This is a genomic window from uncultured Algoriphagus sp. (genome assembly GCF_963974365.1).
GTDB lineage: Bacteria > Bacteroidota > Bacteroidia > Cytophagales > Cyclobacteriaceae > Algoriphagus.
On the sequence record NZ_CAXBBX010000008.1, the window covers coordinates 77,974 to 101,534 of the forward strand.

General features: G+C 39.8%; 20 protein-coding genes. 5 read left to right on the forward strand and 15 right to left on the reverse strand.

The genetic code is table 11. From position 1 onward, the window contains the following. Positions 1 to 106 precede the first annotated feature (106 nt). Complete coding sequence (locus AACZ87_RS11950) at positions 107 to 1,093, reverse strand: NTPase (RefSeq protein WP_339867433.1); 987 nt, start codon at positions 1,091 to 1,093, stop codon at positions 107 to 109. Positions 1,094 to 1,162: 69 nt separating this feature from the next. Between AACZ87_RS11950 and AACZ87_RS11955 the strand changes: the two genes are divergently transcribed. After that, a complete protein-coding gene (locus tag AACZ87_RS11955; RefSeq protein WP_339867435.1) occupies positions 1,163 to 2,092 on the forward strand; it encodes a M28 family peptidase in 930 nt (309 codons plus the stop codon). A 118-nt stretch (positions 2,093 to 2,210) separates the two neighbouring features. Next, complete coding sequence (locus AACZ87_RS11960; protein WP_339867436.1) at positions 2,211 to 3,938, forward strand: chloride channel protein; 1,728 nt, start codon at positions 2,211 to 2,213, stop codon at positions 3,936 to 3,938. Positions 3,939 to 4,377: 439 nt separating this feature from the next. Here the strand turns inward: AACZ87_RS11960 and mtgA are convergent, their stop codons facing one another. Genes mtgA through AACZ87_RS11985 form a run of 5 tightly spaced genes read right to left on the reverse strand, consistent with a single transcriptional unit; the run spans position 4,378 to position 11,644 of the window. After that, positions 4,378 to 5,073 carry a monofunctional biosynthetic peptidoglycan transglycosylase gene (mtgA, locus tag AACZ87_RS11965; protein WP_339867438.1) on the reverse strand — a complete coding sequence of 232 codons (696 nt, stop codon included), beginning with the start codon at positions 5,071 to 5,073 and terminating at the stop codon, positions 4,378 to 4,380. A gap of 9 nt (positions 5,074 to 5,082) precedes the next feature. Continuing rightward, on the reverse strand, positions 5,083 to 5,886 hold the full coding sequence (locus tag AACZ87_RS11970; RefSeq protein WP_339867440.1) for a methyltransferase domain-containing protein: 804 nt from the start codon (positions 5,884 to 5,886) through the stop codon (positions 5,083 to 5,085). A 40-nt stretch (positions 5,887 to 5,926) separates the two neighbouring features. Continuing rightward, a complete protein-coding gene (locus tag AACZ87_RS11975; RefSeq protein ID WP_339867441.1) occupies positions 5,927 to 7,864 on the reverse strand; it encodes a DUF3857 domain-containing protein in 1,938 nt (645 codons plus the stop codon). Beyond that, the gene (locus AACZ87_RS11980) at positions 7,864 to 9,789 is read right to left on the reverse strand and encodes a DUF3857 domain-containing protein (protein WP_339867442.1); all 1,926 of its coding nucleotides are present in this window, start codon (positions 9,787 to 9,789) and stop codon (positions 7,864 to 7,866) included. Before AACZ87_RS11980 ends, AACZ87_RS11975 begins: the two co-directional genes overlap by 1 nt. Continuing rightward, positions 9,782 to 11,644 carry a transglutaminase-like domain-containing protein gene (locus AACZ87_RS11985; protein ID WP_339867443.1) on the reverse strand — a complete coding sequence of 621 codons (1,863 nt, stop codon included), beginning with the start codon at positions 11,642 to 11,644 and terminating at the stop codon, positions 9,782 to 9,784. Before AACZ87_RS11985 ends, AACZ87_RS11980 begins: the two co-directional genes overlap by 8 nt. Positions 11,645 to 11,831: 187 nt before the next feature. Between AACZ87_RS11985 and AACZ87_RS11990 the strand changes: the two genes are divergently transcribed. Then, entirely contained in the window at positions 11,832 to 12,296 is a 465-nt protein-coding gene (locus tag AACZ87_RS11990) for a MaoC family dehydratase (protein WP_339867444.1), read from the forward strand. 99 nt (positions 12,297 to 12,395) lie between these two features. Here AACZ87_RS11990 and AACZ87_RS11995 read toward each other — a convergent pair whose 3' ends face one another. The 4 genes from AACZ87_RS11995 to AACZ87_RS12010 all read right to left on the reverse strand — a co-directional run bounded on the left by AACZ87_RS11995 (position 12,396) and on the right by AACZ87_RS12010 (position 17,339). Beyond that, on the reverse strand, positions 12,396 to 14,834 hold the full coding sequence (locus AACZ87_RS11995; protein WP_339867445.1) for an outer membrane beta-barrel protein: 2,439 nt from the start codon (positions 14,832 to 14,834) through the stop codon (positions 12,396 to 12,398). 203 nt (positions 14,835 to 15,037) lie between these two features. Next, positions 15,038 to 15,649 carry a superoxide dismutase gene (locus tag AACZ87_RS12000; protein WP_339867446.1) on the reverse strand — a complete coding sequence of 204 codons (612 nt, stop codon included), beginning with the start codon at positions 15,647 to 15,649 and terminating at the stop codon, positions 15,038 to 15,040. Positions 15,650 to 15,752: 103 nt separating this feature from the next. Beyond that, a complete protein-coding gene (locus AACZ87_RS12005; RefSeq protein ID WP_339867731.1) occupies positions 15,753 to 16,196 on the reverse strand; it encodes a nucleoside deaminase in 444 nt (147 codons plus the stop codon). A gap of 12 nt (positions 16,197 to 16,208) precedes the next feature. Further along, the gene (locus tag AACZ87_RS12010) at positions 16,209 to 17,339 is read right to left on the reverse strand and encodes a hypothetical protein (protein WP_339867447.1); all 1,131 of its coding nucleotides are present in this window, start codon (positions 17,337 to 17,339) and stop codon (positions 16,209 to 16,211) included. Between the two features lie 242 nt (positions 17,340 to 17,581). Between AACZ87_RS12010 and AACZ87_RS12015 the strand changes: the two genes are divergently transcribed. Then, positions 17,582 to 18,691: a Na/Pi symporter gene (locus AACZ87_RS12015; protein ID WP_339867448.1), complete on the forward strand. Its 1,110-nt coding sequence runs from the start codon at positions 17,582 to 17,584 to the stop codon at positions 18,689 to 18,691. Here AACZ87_RS12015 and deoC read toward each other — a convergent pair. Together deoC and AACZ87_RS12025 are read right to left on the reverse strand one after the other, a co-directional pair. After that, positions 18,688 to 19,347: a deoxyribose-phosphate aldolase gene (gene deoC, locus AACZ87_RS12020; protein WP_339867450.1), complete on the reverse strand. Its 660-nt coding sequence runs from the start codon at positions 19,345 to 19,347 to the stop codon at positions 18,688 to 18,690. The genes AACZ87_RS12015 and deoC overlap by 4 nt on opposite strands. After that, positions 19,340 to 20,548, reverse strand: coding sequence for an NAD(P)-dependent oxidoreductase (locus AACZ87_RS12025; protein WP_339867451.1), 1,209 nt, complete (start codon positions 20,546 to 20,548; stop codon positions 19,340 to 19,342). Before AACZ87_RS12025 ends, deoC begins: the two co-directional genes overlap by 8 nt. Positions 20,549 to 20,767: 219 nt before the next feature. Between AACZ87_RS12025 and AACZ87_RS12030 the strand changes: the two genes are divergently transcribed. Next, positions 20,768 to 21,367 carry an isoprenylcysteine carboxylmethyltransferase family protein gene (locus tag AACZ87_RS12030; RefSeq protein ID WP_339867453.1) on the forward strand — a complete coding sequence of 200 codons (600 nt, stop codon included), beginning with the start codon at positions 20,768 to 20,770 and terminating at the stop codon, positions 21,365 to 21,367. Positions 21,368 to 21,388: 21 nt separating this feature from the next. Here the strand turns inward: AACZ87_RS12030 and AACZ87_RS12035 are convergent, their stop codons facing one another. From AACZ87_RS12035 to AACZ87_RS12045, 3 genes are read right to left on the reverse strand one after another with little or no spacing between them, the layout of a single operon-like run. Further along, positions 21,389 to 21,991: a trimeric intracellular cation channel family protein gene (locus AACZ87_RS12035; RefSeq protein ID WP_339867455.1), complete on the reverse strand. Its 603-nt coding sequence runs from the start codon at positions 21,989 to 21,991 to the stop codon at positions 21,389 to 21,391. A 23-nt stretch (positions 21,992 to 22,014) separates the two neighbouring features. Continuing rightward, the gene (locus AACZ87_RS12040; RefSeq protein WP_339867456.1) at positions 22,015 to 22,632 is read right to left on the reverse strand and encodes a class I SAM-dependent methyltransferase; all 618 of its coding nucleotides are present in this window, start codon (positions 22,630 to 22,632) and stop codon (positions 22,015 to 22,017) included. Then, positions 22,619 to 23,521 (reverse strand): patatin-like phospholipase family protein, encoded by a 903-nt coding sequence (locus AACZ87_RS12045; protein ID WP_339867458.1) that lies wholly within the window; start codon positions 23,519 to 23,521, stop codon positions 22,619 to 22,621. Before AACZ87_RS12045 ends, AACZ87_RS12040 begins: the two co-directional genes overlap by 14 nt. Positions 23,522 to 23,561: the final 40 nt, after the last annotated feature.

Genomic DNA, 23,561 nt, shown 5'->3' on the forward strand with positions numbered 1-23,561 from the left:
TATCCTAAAGGCTTGAAATATTACAATGCCATAAAAATCAACAGTAGTAGAAGTTGCTTAAATCACCCCTATCATTAAGTAGCTATAGACCTCTCATCTGAGAGGTCTATTTTTTTAAGTTCTTCAGGAAATTATCCAATGCTACCCTCCAATTAGGATCTGCATCCCATTCGGGGCCAATGTAAAGCTCGTCGCGCACAAGCAATTTGATGTAATATTTGACCACAATACGGGAGGCCGATTCACCAGTTTTTGGTTCGAGTCCCATACTCTTCATCAAATCCGCTTCCCTACCTTCTACCTTTACTAGTAAAAATTGTACTTTATCACGAATTAATTCCTGCTCAGATTTAGCTTCCGTAAGCCAGGCGACTTGATAGGGATATTCCTGCTTTAAGACTTGTTCAATCCCTGACTTTTGCGCAGCCTGCTCAGCTAGAATCGCCTCAGGAGATTTGCCGTACATATCATATCTAAAATAACTCAGAAGACCTGTCTCAGCAGATGAGCCTTCAATGGTAATGCCCAATTTGAATACATCCAGATTTAGTGGATTCTGGGCTAAAAATTTCTGACTAGAAGCAGATTCGGTGGTATTTACACTGATGAATTCTGGCACATCCAATACCAATAAATTTTGCGAGGGTTGATTTTCACCAATCAAACCAAACTGGCTCGTAGCGGCACCTATATTTTCAGCCGACACTCCAAATAATGCAGTTGATGAAATGATTTGTCCATTATCAGAAAAAGCACCTACATGAATACTCATCTGATTTTTTTGCCTTGTGATTAAAATAATATTCTTAACAAGCCGCTGCTGAAATGCTTTGGCATAGTCTGTCTGTACTGCCTCAGAAAGTGCTACTTTCTCTAATTCAAAATAGGCTACAGGATCTCCACCTGCCATGACAAGCGAATTATGTACGCTATCTGCCACTTCTTCCCAAGTCATTATAGGTCTAGCAGCAGGGTCAGCTGAAACAAAAACCACCGATTTTCCATCAAAAAATGTCTGAGGTAAACCGCCTTGAGCCGAAACTTGCTGGAGATTTACTAAAAGAATAAAAATAAGTAGGATATAATATTTCATGAATTCAGAGGTGTGATCCACTAAGCTTATTAATTTTACCAATATACATAACGCAAAATACTTTCCTTGATGCAACTCACAATCAAAAACGCTCTAAGTTGTTTATTCTTTTTAGTTTTCTTTCAGGCAAATGGGCAAAGTATTGATAGCAATAGCCTAATAGAGAACATTCGGTTTTTATCCTCTGATAAATTGGAAGGTAGAAAAACTGGCAGTGAGGGAAACGCTGAGGCTAGGGCTTTTATTCTAGAGCAGTTCAAAAGTATAGGACTTGAAACCCACTACAAAAATTATCAACAGGAATTCTCCTTCTCAAATAGAAGAGAAAATAAAACTTACGAAAACGCTATAAATGTAGAAGGGTTTATAGCCGGAAGCGATTCAAGAAAGTTGATTGTCATCACTGCCCATTATGATCATGTAGGAATAGGTCGGGCAAATGATTCAGGAGACTCACTTTACAACGGTGCCGATGATAATGCCTCCGGGACAGCAGCCTTGATCGAATTGGCTAAGTATTTCAAAAAACACAGACCAAAGCATTCGATGATTTTTGCAGCATTGGACGGTGAAGAAATGGGGCTGCAGGGAGCCAAAGCATTGGTAAAGGACTTTCCGTTTCCATTGGATCAAATCGTTTTGAACATCAATATGGATATGATTTCGAGAAATGAAAAAGGCGAACTCTATGCATCTGGCACCTATTACAACCCCCTTTTAAAGACAATTTTGGAAAGTGTGGCTGAAGACTCCACTCCAAAACTGCTCTTCGGTCATGACGAACCTAATACAGGGAGAGACAACTGGACCCAATCATCAGATCATGGGCCATTTTTCAGCGCTAATGTTCCCCATATCTATTTCGGTGTTGAAGATCATCCCGATTATCATAAGCCTAGCGATTCATTTGAAAATATTGATCAGCAGTTTTATATCAATGCAGTTAACCTTATCTTAAAATGTACTTTAGCTCTGGACGCAGAATTGCCCAAAGAGTAAGGAATACTCTTTTCATTGACTCACATCTTACTTACCTTCGAATTTAAAGCACGCTATCCGCGAAATTTTGGCTAAAACAGACTTCATCACCAGACTCTTGATATGGAGGCTCAGGCATATGAGCAACCAAACCTTTATCCTAATTCTTAGTGGGATAATTGGAGTTCTTTCTGGACTAGCAGCTGTGATTTTGAAACAAGGAGTGCATGCAATTCAGCATTTTCTTACAGAGGGATTTTATAAGGAATACGCCAATTTTTTTTACATCATCTATCCCCTAATAGGTATTTCAGCAGCTTACCTGATAGGCAAATTTATTTTTAAGGACACAGGTGGACATGGAATCCCTGATATTCTCTTCAATATTTCAAAAAAGCAAAGTCTCATCAAACGAGTAAAAACATATAGTCGGGTTTTTACTTCAGCGATCACTGTAGGTTTTGGAGGATCAGTTGGCTTGGAAGCTCCCATGCTTGTGACAGGTTCCGCAATTGGATCGAATGTAGGCTCACTAGTGCATCTCAATGCAAAGAAACGTACCCTCTTAATTGGCTGCGGGGCTGCTGCGGCGATTTCTTCAATTTTCGGTGCTCCTATCGGCGGGGTCATCTTCGCAATTGAGGTAATTTTAATGGAAATAAGCACGGCAAGCTTTATTCCCCTGCTGATCGCATCTGTAACTGGCTCCATGACTTCCATGATACTGATAGGCAAGGATTCTGTTTTCAATTTCAAGCTTATCGAAAACTTCCAAGCTTCGCATATGCCTTACTACCTTTTGTTGGGAATTGCTTGTGGGTTGGTGTCCTTGTATTTCAGTCAAGCTGTGAGAAAAACAGAGTCTCTGATGGCCGCTTTCGACAGTCAGGTGCTAAGAATCCTTTATGGCGGAGCTATTTTGGGCATTATGGTATTTTTCCTTCCTCCTATTTATGGAGAAGGTTATGACACTTTGAATACCTTGATAGATGGAAATTCCAGTCAATTATTGGAAAAGAGCCCATTTTTCTCTGTCATCGAAAATCCATATCTAATCATTGTATTTCTTGCCTTTATCATCTTAGTCAAGCCTATAGCATCCGCAGTTACCCTTGGTGCTGGAGGTAGCGGTGGGATCTTTGCCCCTTCACTTTATGTAGGCGGCATCTTAGGTTTTCTATTTGCGTATTCAAGCAACCTTTTCGAATTCACAATTCCTCTTCCCTTGGCACATTTCACATTGGTAGCGATGTGCGGTGTAATGGCAGGGGCTCAGCATGCGCCACTTTCGGCCATATTCTTAATTGCCGAAATAACTGGCGGCTACGAGCTATTTATCCCACTCATGTTTGTATCTGCGATCTCTTATGTCACGAAGACAGCCTATCAAAAGGACAGTATCTACATGATACAGCTGAAAGAAAAAGGCAGATATCTCCCAGAATCAAAAGACCAGGAATTGCTCGAGCTTATTACCATCACACACGTAATAGAGCGAGATCTGCTACCCATACACCCGGATGCAAAATTGAAGGACCTGATTAGTCTCGTGAAAATCTCAAAACGTAATATTTTCCCTGTGGTAGATGAGCACAAGGCATTGCGTGGGATTGTTACTTTGGACGACATTCGTGATATTATGTTTGACCGTGAAAAACAAGACAGTGTGTTGATAAAAGAGCTAATGCATAGTCCCCCTGAAATCCTATTGGCTACTGAGAATATGCAAAAGGCTATGGAAAAATTTGAGCTCTCAGGTGCTTGGAATCTTCCTGTAATCGAAGAAGGAAGATATTTAGGTTTCGTTTCTAAGTCCAGAATCTTCAATGCCTACCGAAAAAGGCTGATCAAACAAAAGCAGGATTAATTGAAATTAGAATATTATTTGGATGAGCTATTTATCCACGATATAGTCATGACTTTTTTGCTTCAAATTTTAAGTTAGCCTTCTTTATCCACATATCCACCTTTAAAAAGCAACACCTAAACAGCTGATAGTCTGTATTTTAGATCTCGCTTGTTTATAACTGTGGATAAATTATCGAAAATGTGGATAAAAAACACTTGGATTTTTTAAACCCCAAATAGAGCCTCCAGACAAAGATTTTGGAAGATTTGCATAGCGTTTTAACAAAACGAAATTCAACAATTTGATTGTCCGATTACGTGACTTTTAAATAGAAAATTTTGTATCGGTGATTTGCTGAATTCAAAATCTCCAGACTTAAATTTTGGAAGATCACTCCTTCCCCTTTTTTCTAACCAGACCTATAAATAATCCTAAATTAACAGCGCAAATCCTAGGCCTAAATTCCCATGCCAATTGGCGGCAGATTGTTCATTTGTCTCAATATCCATCCTTGTCGACCTATAATATAAGCAGTAGGTTTGGCAGGTGACCACCGCCTAGGATTAGGAAGTACAGCTGCAATCATAGCTGCTTGATTGCGATTTAGCTTCGCTGCAGGTTTGTTAAAATAAGCCTGAGAAGCCGCTTCAATTCCGTAGATTCCATCACCCATTTCTATCACATTCAAATACACCTCCATGATACGCTCCTTAGGCCAGATTAATTCTACCAGAACTGTGAAGTAGGCTTCGAACCCTTTCCTTATGTAGCTCCTTGAGGGCCATAAAAACACATTCTTTACTGTCTGCTGTGTAATCGTACTCGCCCCTTTTACACGCTTGCCTTTTTTGTTGTTTTCCCAGGCCTTCTCCATCGCTTCAATATCGAACCCATTGTGATCCAAAAATTTCTGGTCCTCAGAAGCATATACAGCCTGTGGTGCATTCTTGGAAATTTCACTGAATGGAACCCAATCTTTGCTCAGACGTACTTCTTTCTTCGAATCAAACGCTTGCTCGAAAAACCGAATCACCATCAAAGGAGTAATCGGTACTGGAACGAAGCGATAGAGGACAGTTAACCCAATAGACAAAACCAAAAACCATAGGGTGGTTTTCCAAATTAAACGCCATACCCATCTCAAAAGCTTCATAATCGAAATTTAAACTGTAGCACTAATCTGTACAAAATGATAGAAAAAAACGGCATTTTCATCCTCACAAATACTATCCAAGTCATTTTCCATTGCCATCAGGTCCGTCGTATTAATCCATCCTGCATCGAGCATACCTTTACTGGCACTTTTCATCAACTCCTTCCAATACTGCGTTATTTTTCTAAGTTCTTCAGGAGTTCGTTGGTCCAAATGAAAACCTCCGTGATACAAATTAATTTCCTCATACCCTGCCCGCAAAAGTAAATTGCCAAGGTTTGAACCAATATCTGGATCACCTCCTAGTGAGGACTGAAACTCATTGTACCGTTTGTAATAAGTAGATAAGCCAGAGAGAGGAGGATTAAAGTAAAAACTCGAATTGAAAACCTCCGTGAACCAAAGTTTGGAATTTGGAAGCAGATTTGGCTTCATACTTTCCAAAACTTGAAATGGATCAACAATATGCTCTAATGCCCAGCAAATGAAAACTGAGTCAAATTTATCCTCCAAAGAAAGCTGCCTGGCATCCTGACACAAAAACGTCACACGGTCACCAGCAAACGCCAAGTTTTGCTTTGCTCGATCAAGCTGACACTGGGAATAATCCACACAAGTGATTTCGAGCTCAGGAAATAATCTCAATAACGTACCCGTCTGAGCCCCTACCCCAGAACCGATCTCGAGAAGTTTTTTGCAGCCAGTGAAATCAATCCTAGGATAAATTAAAGAGCCAAGTATTCCCGCCTGATCCATCAGTCGCTGCTGTTCCTTGGGGATAAATCCGTGTAAGTAGGTGTCTGCTTTTGGCATTTGATTTCGAAATTATCAATAAAAGAACAAATACTTCACGTCAGTTTAGTAAGGGTGTAGACTTCTTTTTAAGAATCACCGGCTCAGAAAGCTTGGAAGCCACACTTTCCATAATAAATTTTAAATCAGAATACTCTGCAGCGGGAAAGGTAGTGTTGACAATTTCTAATTTGGTGTAGATTTTAAACTCCTGGCCAGTTGCATCTATCTGATAAGAAAATTTTACTCCCTTAGATGGGATAGTAATGACCTGATTTTCAGGGTAATCATCCAACACATATCCTTCTGGAATAGTGAAATTCACGTTAAAATTTTCGAACATCGGATAATCAAAATCTATAGGGAGTATTCGATCATTTTGAGTGTATAGATTCTTTGCAAAATAAGATAGCTCAAAGGGATTTAAGACTAAAATATCACCAGAAGAATTAGAAATACTGGTGTTATACTTCATACTAATTACCCTTTTATCTTTCAGCTGATTATCAAAAGAAAAGTCAAAAATCTCTGACTCAACACCAAGCTCTTTCATTGATTTCTCATAAGAACTGTTTTCCATCATACTTGCCGCTTCAATAGCTGCATAATCTGTATACTTTAAGGTATGGGCAAACTGAAGTCTTTGGGTAGAATCCACCTCAAGATTAACTAGATGAATGATCCCTGAGCGATGTGGAATCTTGATATCATCAAGTCTTCCATTATTTTTTTCCATAAAAAATCCCCTTGGAACAAGTTTTCGCAAGGGCAGAAGTCCAAAAGGAGCTGTAGAGTCCGTTGCATCCAAAAACACCTGCTGACCATCAATCTTCACAAGTAAAATAGAGCTTTGGAATTGATTGATATAGGGTTTTTCGATCAACACACTTCTACCTCTCCCACGCTCATTTACCATAACTATATGCGAATCTATTCCTTCCAGCTTGAGCAAATGGGAAAGGAGTAAATTCTTATCAAAGCTATTTCCTTCCTTTTTGTCCAAGAAGACAGGTAAGGAATAGAAGGGTTCCAACCAACGCGAAGAATAGGCTTTGTAGTTTTTTGAAACATAATCAAAGGCCTTAACAGCTGTAGCTTTCTCTGTAGAATCCTTAAATACGACTGAGGGATAATTAGCCTTAGGTATTTTATCTCCCAAATAAGAAGCTGTCTCAGTACTTTCTCTCATTCTTGTTGACATCTGATTCCATGAAGCATAAAAGATATCGGATGTCTCCAAATTTTCAGAGCTGACATATTGACTAGTGAATAGATAGCCATCTACCCGCACTTCATGGTCCATGATATTTCCAACAAAAGGCTCTTCGGGAAGAGAATGAATATTCTTCACTGTCCAGGAATATGTATTTTTCTTTTGAGAAATTTGCGACACTTCCTTTAGAATCTTACCCTGCGTAATCATTTGATATTGGAAAAAATCAGGCGCCTTAAAAGTGTACTTACTGATCAGCGCTGGTATTTCAGCTTGAAAAGCCCACCCGTCTAAAATACTATACGATTTATCCATTTTGGTGTAGCTATACTCTAAAATAGATCCCTTTTTGACGTGAGGAAAAGCTATCCTAAATTCAAAGTATCCTTCACCCACATTTATCTCTTTGATATGGGTTTTAGTTGAAAGCTGCACTACCTTCCTTTGATCTCCATCCAAATAACTTACCTGTGCTTTGAGTCTAGTGATGTCCTCTGTAAGGTAATCTCCCTTATAAAATAAGATCCTAAAGTCTCCAAATCCCTCAGAATTGTCATCCAGAACCTTATACCTGAAGATATAATCTGTGTAAATACCGTTCACTTTGAAGTAAGCATTGGCTTCTTCATACAGTGTAACCTGCTTTGCTTCAGGCTCAAATGGAACACTTTCAAGAGCCAATTCCTCTAAGGAATATTCTCCAAAAGTGACTTGCGCATGCGTAAAAAGAGGAATAAAAAAGACAATTAAGCAGCTAATAAGGTACCTGCTAACAAGCCCAGTCATTATGGACTAGTTTTCTTTTTAAGAATCACCGGCTCAGAAAGCTTGGAGGCCACACTTTCCATGAAATACTTGAGGTTTTCATATTCAGTAGCAGGAATAAGTGGGGTCTTCACTACGAACTTTGCAGAAATATTAAGAACATCGTTAGTCATCGACGAAGAATATACAAATACAACATATTCACCATTAATAGTATAGCCAGCTTCCAAGGGATAATCGTTTATTTCATATCCATCAGGAACACTTACTACTGTGCTGTAAGTTTCTGTATATGCATATCCAAAATCTACCGGAAACATTCTATATTCTTGGGTAAATGGGTTTTCTGAAAAAGAAGAAAATTTAAGTGGGCTAAATAGAATCATCTCTTGATCTTCCATATCAGTAAACTTTGTTTGGAATTTCATTATCAGCATGTCATTTTCTTCCAATAAATTATTCACTTCAAAATTATCAAACAAAACACCATCTTCTTCATCGAATAGCTTATTTAACGATTCACTTCTTTTTTCTATTCCAGCTATATCTTTTGCTAAACCAAGGCCCCTATAACGATAGCTTCGGTGTGAATTATTCATTATTAGTTGCCCTTCTTCATTCATGGTAACCTGACTAAAATACAAGGAATTAGAATTATGCTGAATGTCTATTGGGATAAGCGTACTCTGTTTCTTCTGGAGGTGAAGACCTCCAGTCACATGTTTGTCTAAATCAACATACCCAAAGGGTGCATCAGGTTGGGATAAATCAAGAAATTGACGCTTTCCATCTAATACTGCTAACAACAGTATTTCATCAAACTGATTAAGGAAAGGAAAAGGTACCAGATCGCTCCTCCCATATCCTTTACTGCCAATTAAAACTGGTTCACAAGAAATCCCTTCTGACTTTAGTACCCCCATTAGTGCCAGCATAACTTCAACCGGTGAACCTACCTTAGATTTCAGTAATTGATTGAGGTTTTGGTCTGGATAAATCCAGTCTTCTCCTTCAACTCTAAAGTTATCCCTAAGGTAATAATATGCTTTCTGAGCTGTTTCTAGTTGTGTAGCTCCCTTTAGGTCCACCTCGAGGAATTCTTTGGTAATAGGGTTATTTCTGTAGAATCCTTTTTCCGTATAATAGGAAATAACTTCATCTCCCAGTACCTCCCAGGAGTTGAGCACGTTTTTCCATTCCACTCCATAGTCTCCTGAAGCTTTATATTGAGCCAATTGAAATTCTATCCTATCTATGTAGTCCCTGTAATTCTTCATAAATGGCTCCTCTTTGAGAGAACGCAAGTCCTTCAGCGTCCAGGTGTAGGTATTAAACTCGTGTGTTTTTTCCACACTGGTAGAGAAGTTTTGACCTTGACCCATGGTTCTGTATTCCAGGTTTGGGTTCATTGTAATTTCATACTTGCTGAAAAGTGTAGGAAGATTATTTTGAAATGTCCAGCCATCTATGAAAGTGAGGTTTTTGTCTACTTTCTTGTATTGATATTCGATGATGGACCCTACTTGTACATTCGGAAAAGAAATTCTCACCTCCTTGTACCCGTCATCTAGATCTACTTCAAAAATTCCATCCTTCGAAACCTTCACGGATTCTTCTTTGCCATTTTCGAAATTTGTTGTCTGGGCTTTGACACCCGATACGGCCTCCATTCGTTGGTCTCCTACATAAAAGCGAATCCGAATATCTGCGTTATCCTTACCAGCTTCAGAAAGCACTTTTAAACGCACAAAATAGGTGGTTTCAATTAGCCCAGATAAGAATTGAGATTTTCCATGGTGTACTAATAACACCGCCGATGCATCTGGTTCATATGCTACCTCAGTCATAGAAATCTCGGTGGCACTAAACTCTCCCATTTTAGGCGTTTGAGAATACCCAATCCCCGAAAAAAGGATCAAAATAAGGCTTAGTAAAGTTTTATTCATTTCTGAGTGCAGCTGTGTTTTTGATAAAGTAGAAGCTTGAAGAGCCTAGAGCATTAATTCGTTTAATAAGGTCCGTTTTAGATTCTTCGGTCATTTCCTTACTGATTGATAGTTTCATTTCCCTTTTTACAAGTAAGCTTTTACCATGTAGCGACGCAGATAATTTCACCGCTATTCCTTCTTCCTCAATCGATAAATTATCCGGAAGATTTTCCGCATCCATCACTTCCGGAAGCTCAATTTCATACTCATCAATCTGACTAAGTGAATTATTGACAAGCATGTCATCTGTCACTTTTCCTAAAAATGATTTTAATATCATTCGCTTAGCGGTATTCTGGACAAACTTTTGGATAAAGCCATCATAGCTTACATCTGCCAACAAAAGAGAATCTCTATGTTCAACACTCAACTCATATTGGTTGATGATCAAACCAGCAACTGGAGAATTTCGGTTGAAATAGTCACGCTGCTGTCTCGTATTAAGGTGTTGCTTAACCATAAGCATGTCTTCAGCAAAATTGCCATCAACTTTAAGCCTTGTAGCAATAGAAGCGTCTCCATTAGCATCAATTTTCACTTCATTTTTGCTGTGGATAGTATTCCAATCGAGTGAGTTGTAGGCTGGAGTTTTGGTCAAATAACCTCCTTGTCCATCAATTACCAGCACGTGTCTATCCTTGGTGAATTCCCCGAGAAATCCCGCAGGAAGAGAGCTGGAAGTACATTCCAACCAAATAGGACTCTGTCCTTCTTTCATTGGAACCTGCAGGATCACATGATTAAATTGATTGGAGGGAAGGTCTATCTCAATATCCTCCGCATCCTTACCCGCTTGTACCAAGGTATAGTTTGAAGTAATTCCGACCGCCTTCAACATAGCTTGCATTAGATTTGTCAATCCTTTACAGTCTCCATATGCATATTTGACAACATCTGTAGCTAGCATAGTTTGCCAGCCCCCAATTCCTAATTGGATGCTGACATAGCGGTAGTTTTTCTGCAAATATTCATAGAGAATTTGAATCTTCTCGTACTCTGTTGAAGCATTGGATATCATAGCCACCAACTTAGCTTCAAAGTCGGTGGGAAGAGCTTTTCGTTCCTTATTGAGCTTATATTGCCATTCAGCTAGGCCAGACCAATCCTCCATTTTACCGACATAGTCTCCCATAGCAAATTGGACAGGGGCTAATAACAATTTGTGATCATCTTCTTTTTTCAAATCAGGAGTTTGAACAGGTAGATCTTTTTCTACCCAAGTAATTTCAATCTTATTATCCACCACCTTCTCTGTTTTCTCTCCAAGCAAATTCACAGACTTATACCTCAATCCTATTTGTTCAGGATACACAACGGTAAGGGTAGATTTTAATACCTTTTGATTATAGCGATGTACTGGTATCCAATCGCTCAATTGGAAATTAGAGGAAGATTTAGTCTCTATATTAATTGTAACCTGTATTGGGAACTTGCTGCTTTTGACCTCATAATACTTATGCCGATTATCATCAAAAATGCTACTGGTAGAATAAATAGCAGCATCAGTCATATCTTTTGTCTTCGCTTTATCTATTGTCTTACCACTCACCGGGTCGGTAATTTCTATCACCACATTTTCAATATCATTCAACTTATCGTAAAAAACTGAGGTAAAAGCATGACTTAATCCATCTGGCGAAAAAATGGTATACTTTCGTTCTATTTTGTGGGTAACTTCATAAGAATCGGAAATTTCAATTCGCTGATCTTCTGAAAGTAAAGAATAAATTTTGGGTACTTCTTTGGTCGGAATCGAGTCAACTGGAACTTGAGAAGCTAAGAAAAAACTAAAAACTACACCCAATATTAACATGTGGAAAACGAATATATTTGGTGCAAAATATACTATTTTGTTTAAAAAACTAAAGTCCTAATAAAAAATTTAATTAGTGAATTCTACTACTATTTGATCCCCACTTTTCAAGTACATGACGCTATAATTCTACTTGTAATTTCCGCCAAAACTCCCCTAATTTGGTTTTTTACAAAATAAATAGCGCATGTCCCCATTAATCATAGGTAGTTTTGAAGAGTTTGAGAAGCACAATGGTCATAGTCTAGGTACATCAGATTATTTCCATATCACTCAGGAACAGATCAATATTTTTGCTAAAGCCACCCATGATCATCAGTGGATTCATACAGATCCTGAGCGTGCTAAAGCCGAAGGTGCTTTTGGAAATACCATTGCCCATGGATACCTGACCTTAAGTATCGTACCGCATCTTTGGGAACAAATCGTGGATGTGAGAAATCTGAAAATGATGATCAACTACGGTATTGAATCCCTGAGATTTGCCAATCCTGTACTTGTAGATAGTGAAGTGAGACTGGTTGCAACGCTAAAAAATGTAGCCAACCTACGAGGAACTGTAAAAGCTGAAGTGGAGGTAAAACTCGAAATCAAAGACCAAAGGAAGCCAGCCTTTACAGGAGTTTTGATCTTCCTATATCATTTTCAGTAATTGGTTTTATCTCCCATCAAGGGGGAAAGATCTTTACAACGTTGAAATAAACTAAGAAAAGCCGGACCAATGATCCGGCTCTTTCTATTTCAGATAACCTTAGTCTAATCTATTTCGCTCTTCGGAGCTTCCTGAATTACTCTTCACGCGGAAGCTTTCTCCTTTGGAGAAATTATATTTCAATGTAAATCGAACTCCCTGGTTGCTTCGATACTGACGGAAACTCGTGTCAATATCAGCGAAGTCAACATTTGCTTTTATTACTTGTGTGCGAAAAAGGTCAGTTCCGTTTACCGAAATTGTGATTTTATCCTTCATGATAGACTTGGTCACTCCTGCATCTACCCATCCAAATCCGGCTATCTCTCCCTGTCCCCAAATCTGAGGACCGAGATAAATCCCCATCACTTCCGCTTTAAAGCCTAGTGGCAAAACGAAATTGTGCTGCGAACGGACCATGAATGAGGTCTGTGAATTGTCTAGGTAATCATCACCAATCTGTGACCTATAACGATTGTAATTCACTTGCACCATATTCGAAGTAGACCACCATTCTTTGATGTCTACAGGGATAATCGCTCTGAAGTTTGCGTTTCTCGTCTTATCAAAGTTGTCGGTATAAGTAGTCGTAGTCCGATCTTCCTCATTCTGAACAAACACCTGCATAAACGCATCTTCTGTTTCGCTATACCCAAGTGTGAATTGGTACATACCCTTCACCACATGATTCATCTCAATGTTATTGGAGTACTGAGGCTTGAGATTCGGGTTACCCGTTTCACTTGTCAAAGGATCGATGTAGTATACAAAAGGATTAAGTAGTCGATAATTAGGTCTGGTGATTCTGCGATTGACATTGTAGACGATCTGGTAGTTGTCGCTGATTTTATGCTGTAGGAAAGCACTTGGAAATAAGTTGAAATACTTCTGTTTATTTACTTGATCCAGTGTCACTGAATTTCCAGTGATATTCGAATGCTCACCTCTTAGACCTACCTGATAGGAAAGTTTTTCTGAGAACTTCCCTTTATAGGAAACATAAGCAGCTAAGACATTTTCATTGTAGATAAACCTGTTGCTGCTTGGGTCAGGAATAAATGGACCATCCTCCTGTGCTTTACTTAGGTCTAGGTTATTATCAGACTTTACCCAGCTCCCTTTTACTCCAGTCTCGATTGTATTTCCTTTTCCTACTGGTTTTACAAAATCCACTTTGGCTGTTAAGATATTGTAATACATATCATTCAGGGTCAGAATATTACTATTCATTGCATCTGACATATTCGCGCCCACCCATTGTTGATTGGTAAGCAACGATTTACTATCGGAATTCATTCGGGTAAAGTCCACATCGGAACTGATTTTAGTGCCCAAGGTGTCAAGTTTTAGATCGTAATGAAGATTAGCAAAATACCTACTTCCTGTTCCTGTGGCGTCATTAATCGATTTTAGATAACTAATGTCATCCATGCCTGGAGTAATGATATCAGTCAGTGAGTTATTGTCATTTCTATCATGGGAATCCGAAGCCTGTACGTTTATGGCAATATTCTGATTCTCATTAATCTCATAATTCGCCGCCCCGGTAAAAAAGAGATTCTTATTCCTAGTCACAATTCTTGACTCTTGACTGAAATTAGAAATGCCTTCGGGCAAGGTGAAATTTCTGTAAATCTCAAGATCATTAAAGTTACCGTAATGATTGTAATTCAAATTGGCATTTGTAGTCCACTTACCCTTTTTCACATTCAGCGCTACGCCGGTATTAGGTAGCCACTGCCCGTTATATAAGGCTCCTGCCTGTATATTTCCAAACATTCCATCCACTGTATTCTTTTTCAATTTGATGTTGATCACACCAGCAGATCCCTCCGCATCAAATCGCGCTGAAGGATTATTGATCACTTCTATACTCTTAATATTGTCGGCAGGCATAGACCGAAGAAAATTCGCCAAGTCAGTGGCACTCATATAGGTCAAACGATCATTGATCATCACTGTAGCACCTGTCCGACCATTCAGATTGATGATCCCGTCCTGATCCACGTATATTCCCGGAGATCTTCCGATCACATCCAGCGCATTTGATCCCTCAGCCATTACTGTTCCCTCCACATTAATGGTGGTCTTGTCAGGTTCGATGATGATTTCCGGACGGGTAGATTTTACAGTCACCTCATCCAGACCTGTCATTTCATCCTGAATAGTGACTGGCCCAAAGTTCTTCTTCAATCCAGGTTCAAGTTGAAATACTTCAGATTCAAAAGCGGTAAAGCCAATAGAAGAAACCACCAATTTCACTTTGGCAGTCTTGGTAGATTCAATTAGAAATTCCCCATTTTCATCGGATACAGCACCATCTACAAGATTACCACTAGTAGCGTCGATCAATGCCACATTAGCATAGGGAACTGACTGTTCGTTTTGATCCGTAACTTTTCCGGTAATCACGCTGACATCTTTGTCTGCAGCCGCAAGGTTATTAATCCCCAGTAGATAGGTGAAAAGCGTAAGATAAAGTAAGTTGGTAGTTTTCATTTCAATAGTACATTGTGTGTCGTTTGCCACCTATTGAAAAAGAAATGCCAAGGCTTGAAAACCGCCTAAAATAGCCCTATTCGACATTTTTTGTTTCTCCTAAAAATAACAGTGTATCGAAACCGTACAGTATTATCTCAGCTTTGGACATAAAAAAATCCCCGAACATGATGTCCGGGGATTCTAATTTTAGCTTCAAAAGCTTATTTCTTCAACGCTTCTGCGTAGTTCGCATTTGCCTGATCCCAGTTGATCACATTCCAGAAAGCTGCAATGTAGCTAGGACGTAGGTTCTGATAGTTCAGGTAGTAAGCATGTTCCCACACATCAAGCCCGATGATAGGAGTTCCTTTGATTTCAGCTACATCCATTAGGGGATTGTCCTGATTGGCAGTAGATACAATCTCCAAAGTACCGGCTGCAGTCAAAATCAACCAAGCCCAGCCAGATCCAAATCTTGTCGCTGCTGCTTTGTTAAATGCTTCTTTGAATGAATCAAAGTTGGCAAACTTTGCATTGATCGCATTTGCCAAATCACCAGTCGGTGCCCCGCCTCCAGATGGAGACATGATTTTCCAGAAAAGGCTGTGATTGTAATGACCACCACCGTTATTTCTTACGGCAGTATTTGAGCCTGCAAGTTGAAGCAATTCTTCTAGAGACTTACTTTCCAAGTCAGTTCCTGCGATTGCATTGTTAAGATTAGTTACGTATCCATTGTGGTGCTTACCATGGTGGATTTCCATAGTTTTTGCATCAATGTGTGGTTCCAAAGCCGTAGTGGCATAAGGTAAAGCTGGAAGTTCGAAAGCCATTTTGTTTTATTTTAAGGTTAAAAGATTGATTAAAAATCTTACAAATAATCTGCCTTAGCAACCAAGTGAAAACGAAAAAGGTTCTCTAGTGATCAATTTCCTTTTATTTTCTCAGTTTTTTGAAAAATTCCAGCAAAAGCTGTTCAGATTCTAAGGCTAGACTTCCAGGAAATACTTTTGTTTTGGGGTGCACTATTCCCGGATTGCTCTGCAAATACCCTCTTCTTGGATCAGACGCTCCATAGTGGATTTCACCGATTTGCGACCAGAAAAGTGCCCCTCCACACATCACACAAGGCTCTAACGTCACGTACAGCCTGCAATCATTCAGATATTTTGCCCCTATGTAGTTCGCAGCAGAAGTAATCGCAAGCATTTCTGCATGAGCTGTTACATCATTGAGCTTTTCCGTTTGATTGTAAGCTTTGGCAATGATTATGTTTTTAGAAACTATTACAGCCCCAACAGGAATTTCACCCTCTTCAAAAGCAATTTTGGCTTGCTTCAGGGCTTCATTCATAAAGTACTCGTGGCTGTATAGTTCTATTTCCAAAACGACCTAGAAAAAATCCAGAATCTCGTTTCTCACGCCATCATTGATAATGAATGCGAGAATCAAGGATACCACTAATCCGATAAATGCCTTGGACACGTCATTCCTAGCCAATTTAAAGGCTCTGAACAACCACGCATTTCTTTTCTCTGTTTTGGCATGCTTGCCGAGTGCAATTGCGATTTCTCTACCTCCAAGCAAACCTATGAACACCCAAGTAGTACTCATCGGAACATTGCTGTAAAGCTTAAAATAAAAGAGAATAATAGCATACACAAAATCCACAATTGTAGCAGCACGTACATCTGTTACACTTGTCTTCTCGTTGACAATTCCTTGGATTTTATCCCCCTTCATGTAGAACAGGAAGCCTAATCCAATAAATACAAACCCTGCATAAATGGAGAATTCTACTGCATCCAATTGTCTAGGAAGGAACACAGCAATATTTGCAGCATCCTGCATAATCCACACTGCCCACAGTGTACCAGAGGTGATCCACTGCAGGTAAATCCAATACGGAGCAGGCTTTCCTTTCAGGTAATTTTTGACAAATCGCTCAAGAACAAACCAAACAGCGATAGCGATAGAGAATGCAAGAAGGTACCCCACAAAGCTTTTAAACATGACACTAACAATAGTCCCAGCCTTGTAGGTAAAAACATTCAGCAACAAAAATGTAGTAGATACAGGCATTCTGAGCCTGGTCATAATCAAAAGAACGATAGGGGCAGCAAGCTGAAGGAATACAAAGCCTGTTGGCGCTTTATCCAGACCCGGAACAGATAATCTCTGGTAACTCACGTCACCATTATAAGTAAACCAGCTGTAGGTAACCGTGCCTACGAATATAAGGCCCATGAAAAGCCATAACCAATACCACTTCTTATTATGATTGGAAGCGATAAAAGTACCGATCGTCTGAATACTGTCATTGGCGATAGCAGAATATGCAGCCAAAGCAAAACCAAACCACATAGCTGCATACGTATATGGAGTAATTACCGCAGCGATGGATATGAGTACACAAATGATGATTAGAAAGGGTTTCTCTTTCTTGGTGAAATCAAAGAGGGAGTAAGCACTTTTGGAGAGCTTATCCTGATTAATGTTTTGGTCTATTTTTTTCTTGGCCATGATTTGCCTTTTGGTCGGTCGCGCAAAATTAAAGAAGATATCCTTCTATCCATGTTATCAAATTGTTAAGTAACTACAATTCCTCTTCAAAAAGGAAGTTTTGCCTTGTTTTTCGCAAAAAAATTTCAACTTTTGCCCTTTATTTTATTAAAAATTTGGATTCTAGGATAGTTCAAGACTCTTTTATAAGCCCCTAATCCTGAGGTAAAATAAAAAGCAGGAGATTTATTCTGAACTAAAAGATGGAGAGCTTAGAGCCGGAACAAAACAAAGTAAATAAAACCAAAAGCTACATTATGATGCTTTTGGCACTGTTGCTATTCATCTTCGCTATTGACTTGCTCACGGTAGCAATGAGCCATCTGAACAATGACGTAGCGGAAAGCATCCTGCTTGCGACTCGCAATCCATTTGTCAGTCTGTTTATCGGACTATTAATGACCGCTTTGATACAGAGCAGCTCAACTGTCACCGCAAGTGTAGTCGCGGTGGTCGCATCCGGTCACCTTTCCCTGGAGCAAGCTGTACCTATGGTGATGGGCGCAAATATCGGAACCACCCTCACGTCAACGCTGGTTTCACTCTCCTATATTATGAGCAATAGAGAGTTCAAGAGAGCTTTTTCGGCAGGGATGCTTCATGATATCTTTAACATTTCCACGGTTATTATTTTGTTGCCATTGGAAGTCTATTTTAGGTTTTTATCCAAATTATCCATTTCCATTGCTCATTTTTTTATCACTGATGAATCCTTATCAGCTCCCATCGTTTTCAATAAGGTGTTTACTCGCCCAATATCAGAGTGGATTTCTGAGACGATAAATATTCCTTTCGTGACGATGATTCTTTCAGTCTTTCTGGTTTTTGCAGCCATTAAGATTCTGTCCACGGCAGTTTACAAAGCATTTGTGGTCAATAGTTTTCAGGATATCAATAAGCTAATATTCAAAAACCCCTACATGGCTTTTGTATACGGCACATTCTTCACAGCTGCTGTTCAATCCAGCACAGTCACCACTTCCTTGGTAGTTCCTCTGGTAGCAAATAAAAAAGTCTCTGTGAAAAAGGCTTTCCCATTTATCATAGGAGCTAATATCGGTACCACTATCACAGCGGCCATTGCGGCTATTTATAAAACCGAAGCTGCCATAGCACTTGCCATTGTCCACTTCCTGTTCAATTTGATAGGTGCGTTGATCTTCTTGCCATTTCCTACGCTGAGAAATATTCCTGTGATATTGGCGATGTATATTGGAAAGCGCACGGTAAAAAATAAGTTTCTCGGCTTTGCCTACATCTTGTTGACTTTCTTCATTATTCCGTTTCTATTAATTTATTTCAGCAACGATTAAGAATTCCGCCAGGAATCCATCAATGCTTTCGCGGAACTAGTCCCAATGCGATCTGCTCCTGCTTTAATCAGTTCAAGAGCAAAATCTGGCGTTTTGATGCCTCCACTTGCTTTGATGCCCACATTTGAAGATAATTTTTCCCGCATCAATTTGATATGTTCCACCTTTGCGCCAGCGGAGGCATAGCCAGTGGATGTTTTCACAAAATCTACCCCAGCGTTCTGACATATCAAACAAGCCTCAATGATTTGCGCTTCATTCAAATTGGCTGTTTCTATAATGACCTTGAGAATTCTCTCTTCTTCATGACAAATCTTGGCTATCTGAGCAATTTCTATTTTTGGCCAATTCATCCCAGAATGATAAGCGGTTTGAGACCAAACCAAATCCAGTTCGTCAGCTCCTTGACGGATTACTTCCTTGGTTTCAAAGACCTTAGTCGCGGTATCGGTGTATCCAAAAGGAAACCCAATTACCGTGACTAATTGTATGTTTTCTTCGCCTAAATCTCTCCTTACTTTTTTCACCCAAAAGGGTGGGACGCATACTCCCACAAATTGCTCTTCAATGGCTTCTTTAACTAATAAATCCACCTCAGATCCAGTCATTGTGGGTTTTAAGAGTGTGGATTCCAAAAAGCGATTCAACTTAATCATAGTCATTTACAAAGTCATTCAAATAGATAAACTCAATTGTCAAGTCCCCATCCCGTGCAATCGTCGCTCGCTCCAGCATCCCAGAATTATCGTCCAAAAGTGCTGGAATCACCCAATTCATCAATTGAATTCCAAATTCCTGGCTGGCTTCTCGCGGCAACTCACAAGGCAAATTATCAATCGCCATGACCGATATACTCGTCTGACTTCCAAAGGCAGGAATTTTCTCTCCCGTTTGGCGATCCACATCATACACTGGATCCGTGATCGTGCTGGAAGTAATCGTAGTCGGTATTGATCCACCCACATCGCAGCTCACATCAGCAATCACCGAAAGCTGAAAATCCTCGCCGGCAATATCCTTGAGTTCAAATAATCTTGGTGCATCCGGATCCCAGTATGCTCCAGAGATCAGAATTTCTCCAGCTTCTGAAAACTTCTGAAAATGACTTTCATAGCGCTCAGGAAATGCATAGAATTCCTCTTTGTCAAATCCCCCATCTGATTTGCGACGATTATAGTCGGCAGAACTCAATTTGACATAAACAGGCTCATCAAAATACAGATGCAAGAATTCATGGACAGAAACTTCCCGAATCTTTAATGAATTCAAAACCTCCTTTGCCCCGTTTCCAACACGTCCCGAGCCAGTAAGAATAATCTTCACCGGTGGCAATTGCACCTTCGCTAGTTCGGAATGGAGTTCCTTCAGATCTGCGCATTCATAAGCCCGCTTAATCTCAAAAAGGTCAGTCTTCTTTCCATACGTCCAAAACGCATTGTAAGCCCCTACTATTCCTGCCCATCTGCCAAAAGCAACCACACGATTTCCCCCCTCGTCCTTTAGCACTTCGTAATCGATCAATCGGATGTTTTTTTCCAACACTGCCTGAAGCAGCTTTCGATTATATTTTTGCTTTTTGATCGTATGCGAAAAGAAAAAATACGTCTTCTCATCCAGCAACTGGTCAATGGGCACTTCTTTCACTCCAAAAAGAACATCACAATCGGAAACATCATCTACGACCTCAATCCCTTCATCTATAAATTCCTGATCCGAAAATGAACGGAAGTCGCTAGATTGAACCTGAAAAGTAATTTGATCAGCATAATCTTCCTGAATAGCCTTTAACTGCTTTGGCGTAAAAGGAACACGTTTGTCAGGAGGATTTTTTCCTTCGCGGATTATTCCGATTTTCATCTGTTTATAATTTGATTTTTAATGGTCAGATGGAATCTCGCCTCACCGATAATCATGCCCCTGTATGACTTTTTATTCATGCTTGATTTCATATGATTATGATTTGACTTTTATTAGCCGTATGGAATCTCGCATTATAGGAATCATCCCAGTTCGTGACCTTCTTCGTAATGCTCGATTTCATAAAAATTATAGTTTCTCCGAAATTTAATACACCTGATGAATTATGTGCTGCTAGCCCTCAGCTGGATCGTATTTTATGCACTTCACTCTATTTTGGCTGCATCCAAGATAAAAAGAATTCTGCAGGGAAAATCGGGAAATGCCTTTAAATGGTACCGCTTGCTTTACACGCTTATTTCATTGATCCTTTTCTTAGGAATAGTACTTCAGTCCCTGTTTATTCCTAAATATGTGTTGATTCCAAAAAGTGATCTGACCAATTATTTGGGCTACATGCTAGCTGGCTTAGGGACAATTATCGCCACAAAATCAAGTAAGCATTATTCTGTAAAGCGGTTTTTGGGATTTGAGTCTTCTGCAAAAAACGATAAAATCTTAATTACATCCGGTCTTTATGCCAAAGTTCGTCATCCACTTTATGGTGGTCTGGCGCTGATTTTTCTAGGTTATTTTTTGTTTGCCGGGAGTATAACTTCCGTCGTGCATCTGGTCTGTCTGCTTCTCTACCTACCAGTAGGGATCTATTTTGAGGAAAAAAACCTAGTCCACCAATTCGGCGAAGCTTATCAAAAATATAAGTCAGAAGTGCCTGCAATCATGCCAAAAATTGGTGGCTTCTTAAAAATTGATACCTGAGTTTGATTATTGAAAATTCCACTAGTCCAGTCTAGGCAAGCTCAGCTTAAACTTCATAGCGATCAGTCGGATCGCGATAATCACGGAGACGGAAATCAACAAATTAATATCTCGAGGTACCAGAAAGTAATTGAGAATTAGATATACAATGGCTCCTGCAAGACAGGCAGAGGCATAGACTTCTTTTCTAAAGAGAATTGGTATTTCATTAGTCAATGTATCACGAATCACACCACCCATCACTGCCGAAAACATACCCATGATCGCTGCGATCTCGGGCCTCATTCCTAAACTGAGTGCCTTTTCCACTCCAAGTACCGTGAAAAAAGCAATGCCAAGGGTATCAAATAGAAAAAAAGTCTTCCTCAATTGGCTTAAGAAATTTGGGAAAATAAAGGCTGCCAATATGCCTGCGAAGATGGCATAGAGAAACCATACATCGCCGATCCAAACAAGTGGATAACTGTCCAACAAAATATCTCTGAGGGTACCTCCACCAATGGCAGTAATGAACCCCGTGAATCCAGCGCCAAACATGTCGTGCTCGCGCTCCCGGATAGCCAAAGCTCCTGAGATCGCAAAAACAAATGTTCCAACCAGTTCTAATGCGTATTGTAAATCCATAGTATCAGCTTTCAGTTGGCTGTTTACAGTTCTTTTCTCAACACAAAAACTCCCATTTCCCTTCGCCCCAGCACCAACACTGTTTTGGGTGCTTCCAAAAAGGTCAATCCAAGTTGCTGAAATTTCTCCAGATGTGCTTCAGTCAGTAAAAATCTGTCCGATCCATCCGGAAGCATGTATTTTCCTCCACCAAGATCTTGGCTTTTCTCCAAAATCCCACCAAAAGCCGACGTCATCCGAAACCACAACCTCCCGCCAGGTTTTAGCACTCTGAGCATTTCATTCATCATTTGCCAAAAATTGCTTTCATCTTGTGCAAAGTGAAGTACAGCCGAACAAATCACGGCATCAAAGGCATGATCATGAAATGAAATTTCTTCTAATCCAGCAACCTGGAATCGATGAGCATCATAATTTTTATTTAAGCTTTTCGCTAGGTAGCGACAGTATTGAATCGCCGTTTCGTTTTGATCAACTCCGAAAATCTGATAGCCTGCGTTGATGAAGTAAACTGCATTTCTACCTTCCCCGCAGCCCGCATCCAGGATTTTCATGTCGGTAGAAAATCTTCCCTTCAGAATCTGATCCAGCAGATAGATGTCGATATTTCCAAGTAATTTATTGAGTTCAGAGATATTCATTTTCCCATTTATCTAAGGCTTGAATTGCTTTTTCTCTACCAATTTCTATCAATTCCTCCGCTCGATGAAATTCCAATGTTCCAGCTTGATTTCTTGCTATTTGAATCGATATATCAACTTGAAATTTTTCGACTAAAAGTGCTGAAAACCGATCTTGAAGCAAATCAAACGAGCGTGTCATCAGGCTAATGGAGCTGAGCGAGGTTTTCTTTTGTTCTTTCACCTGCTCAGGAAAATACTGTCGCATCTTAATGCGGTAATCAGCTACCCAAGCTGGCATTGAAATAAAACTTTTTCCGGTTGCATCTTTCTTAGGTGGAATAACCAATTCCGAATCCCCAGCATTTAACCCCACTACTACGATCATATTTTCCTCTGACTGGCGCAAAAGTGAAAGGGGAACGGGATTTAGCACTCCGCCATCAATTAACTCCTGTCGATGAAAGCGAGCTGGCTGAAAAACCGTAGGAATACTCCCTGAAGCACGAATGGCAGCATACAAACTCCCCTCGCAAAAAACCACCTCCTTTCCACTAATATAATCTACTGCATTGCAATAAAAGGGGATCTCAAAATCCTCGATTTGACAGTCTTGAACTACTTTTTTCAAGGCATTGTACACCTTTTCTCCCTTGATAAATCCTCTAGAGGAAAAAGTAAAATCCATCAAAGAAAACACATCCAGCCGGTCCAAATGGCAAATCCAATCTTTGAATTCGGCCATTTTCCCAGCAGCATACATCCCTCCAACTAGAGCTCCTGCAGAGCAGCCAGCAATTTCGGCAATGTGATAGCCTCGCTTTTCCAGCTCTTCGATTACACCGACGTGCGCTAATCCTCTTGCACCGCCACTGCTCAAAACCAATGATACCGATTTCCTTTTCTCCATACTTATTCCGGGAATAAACAACTAAATTGGCGCCGAAAAA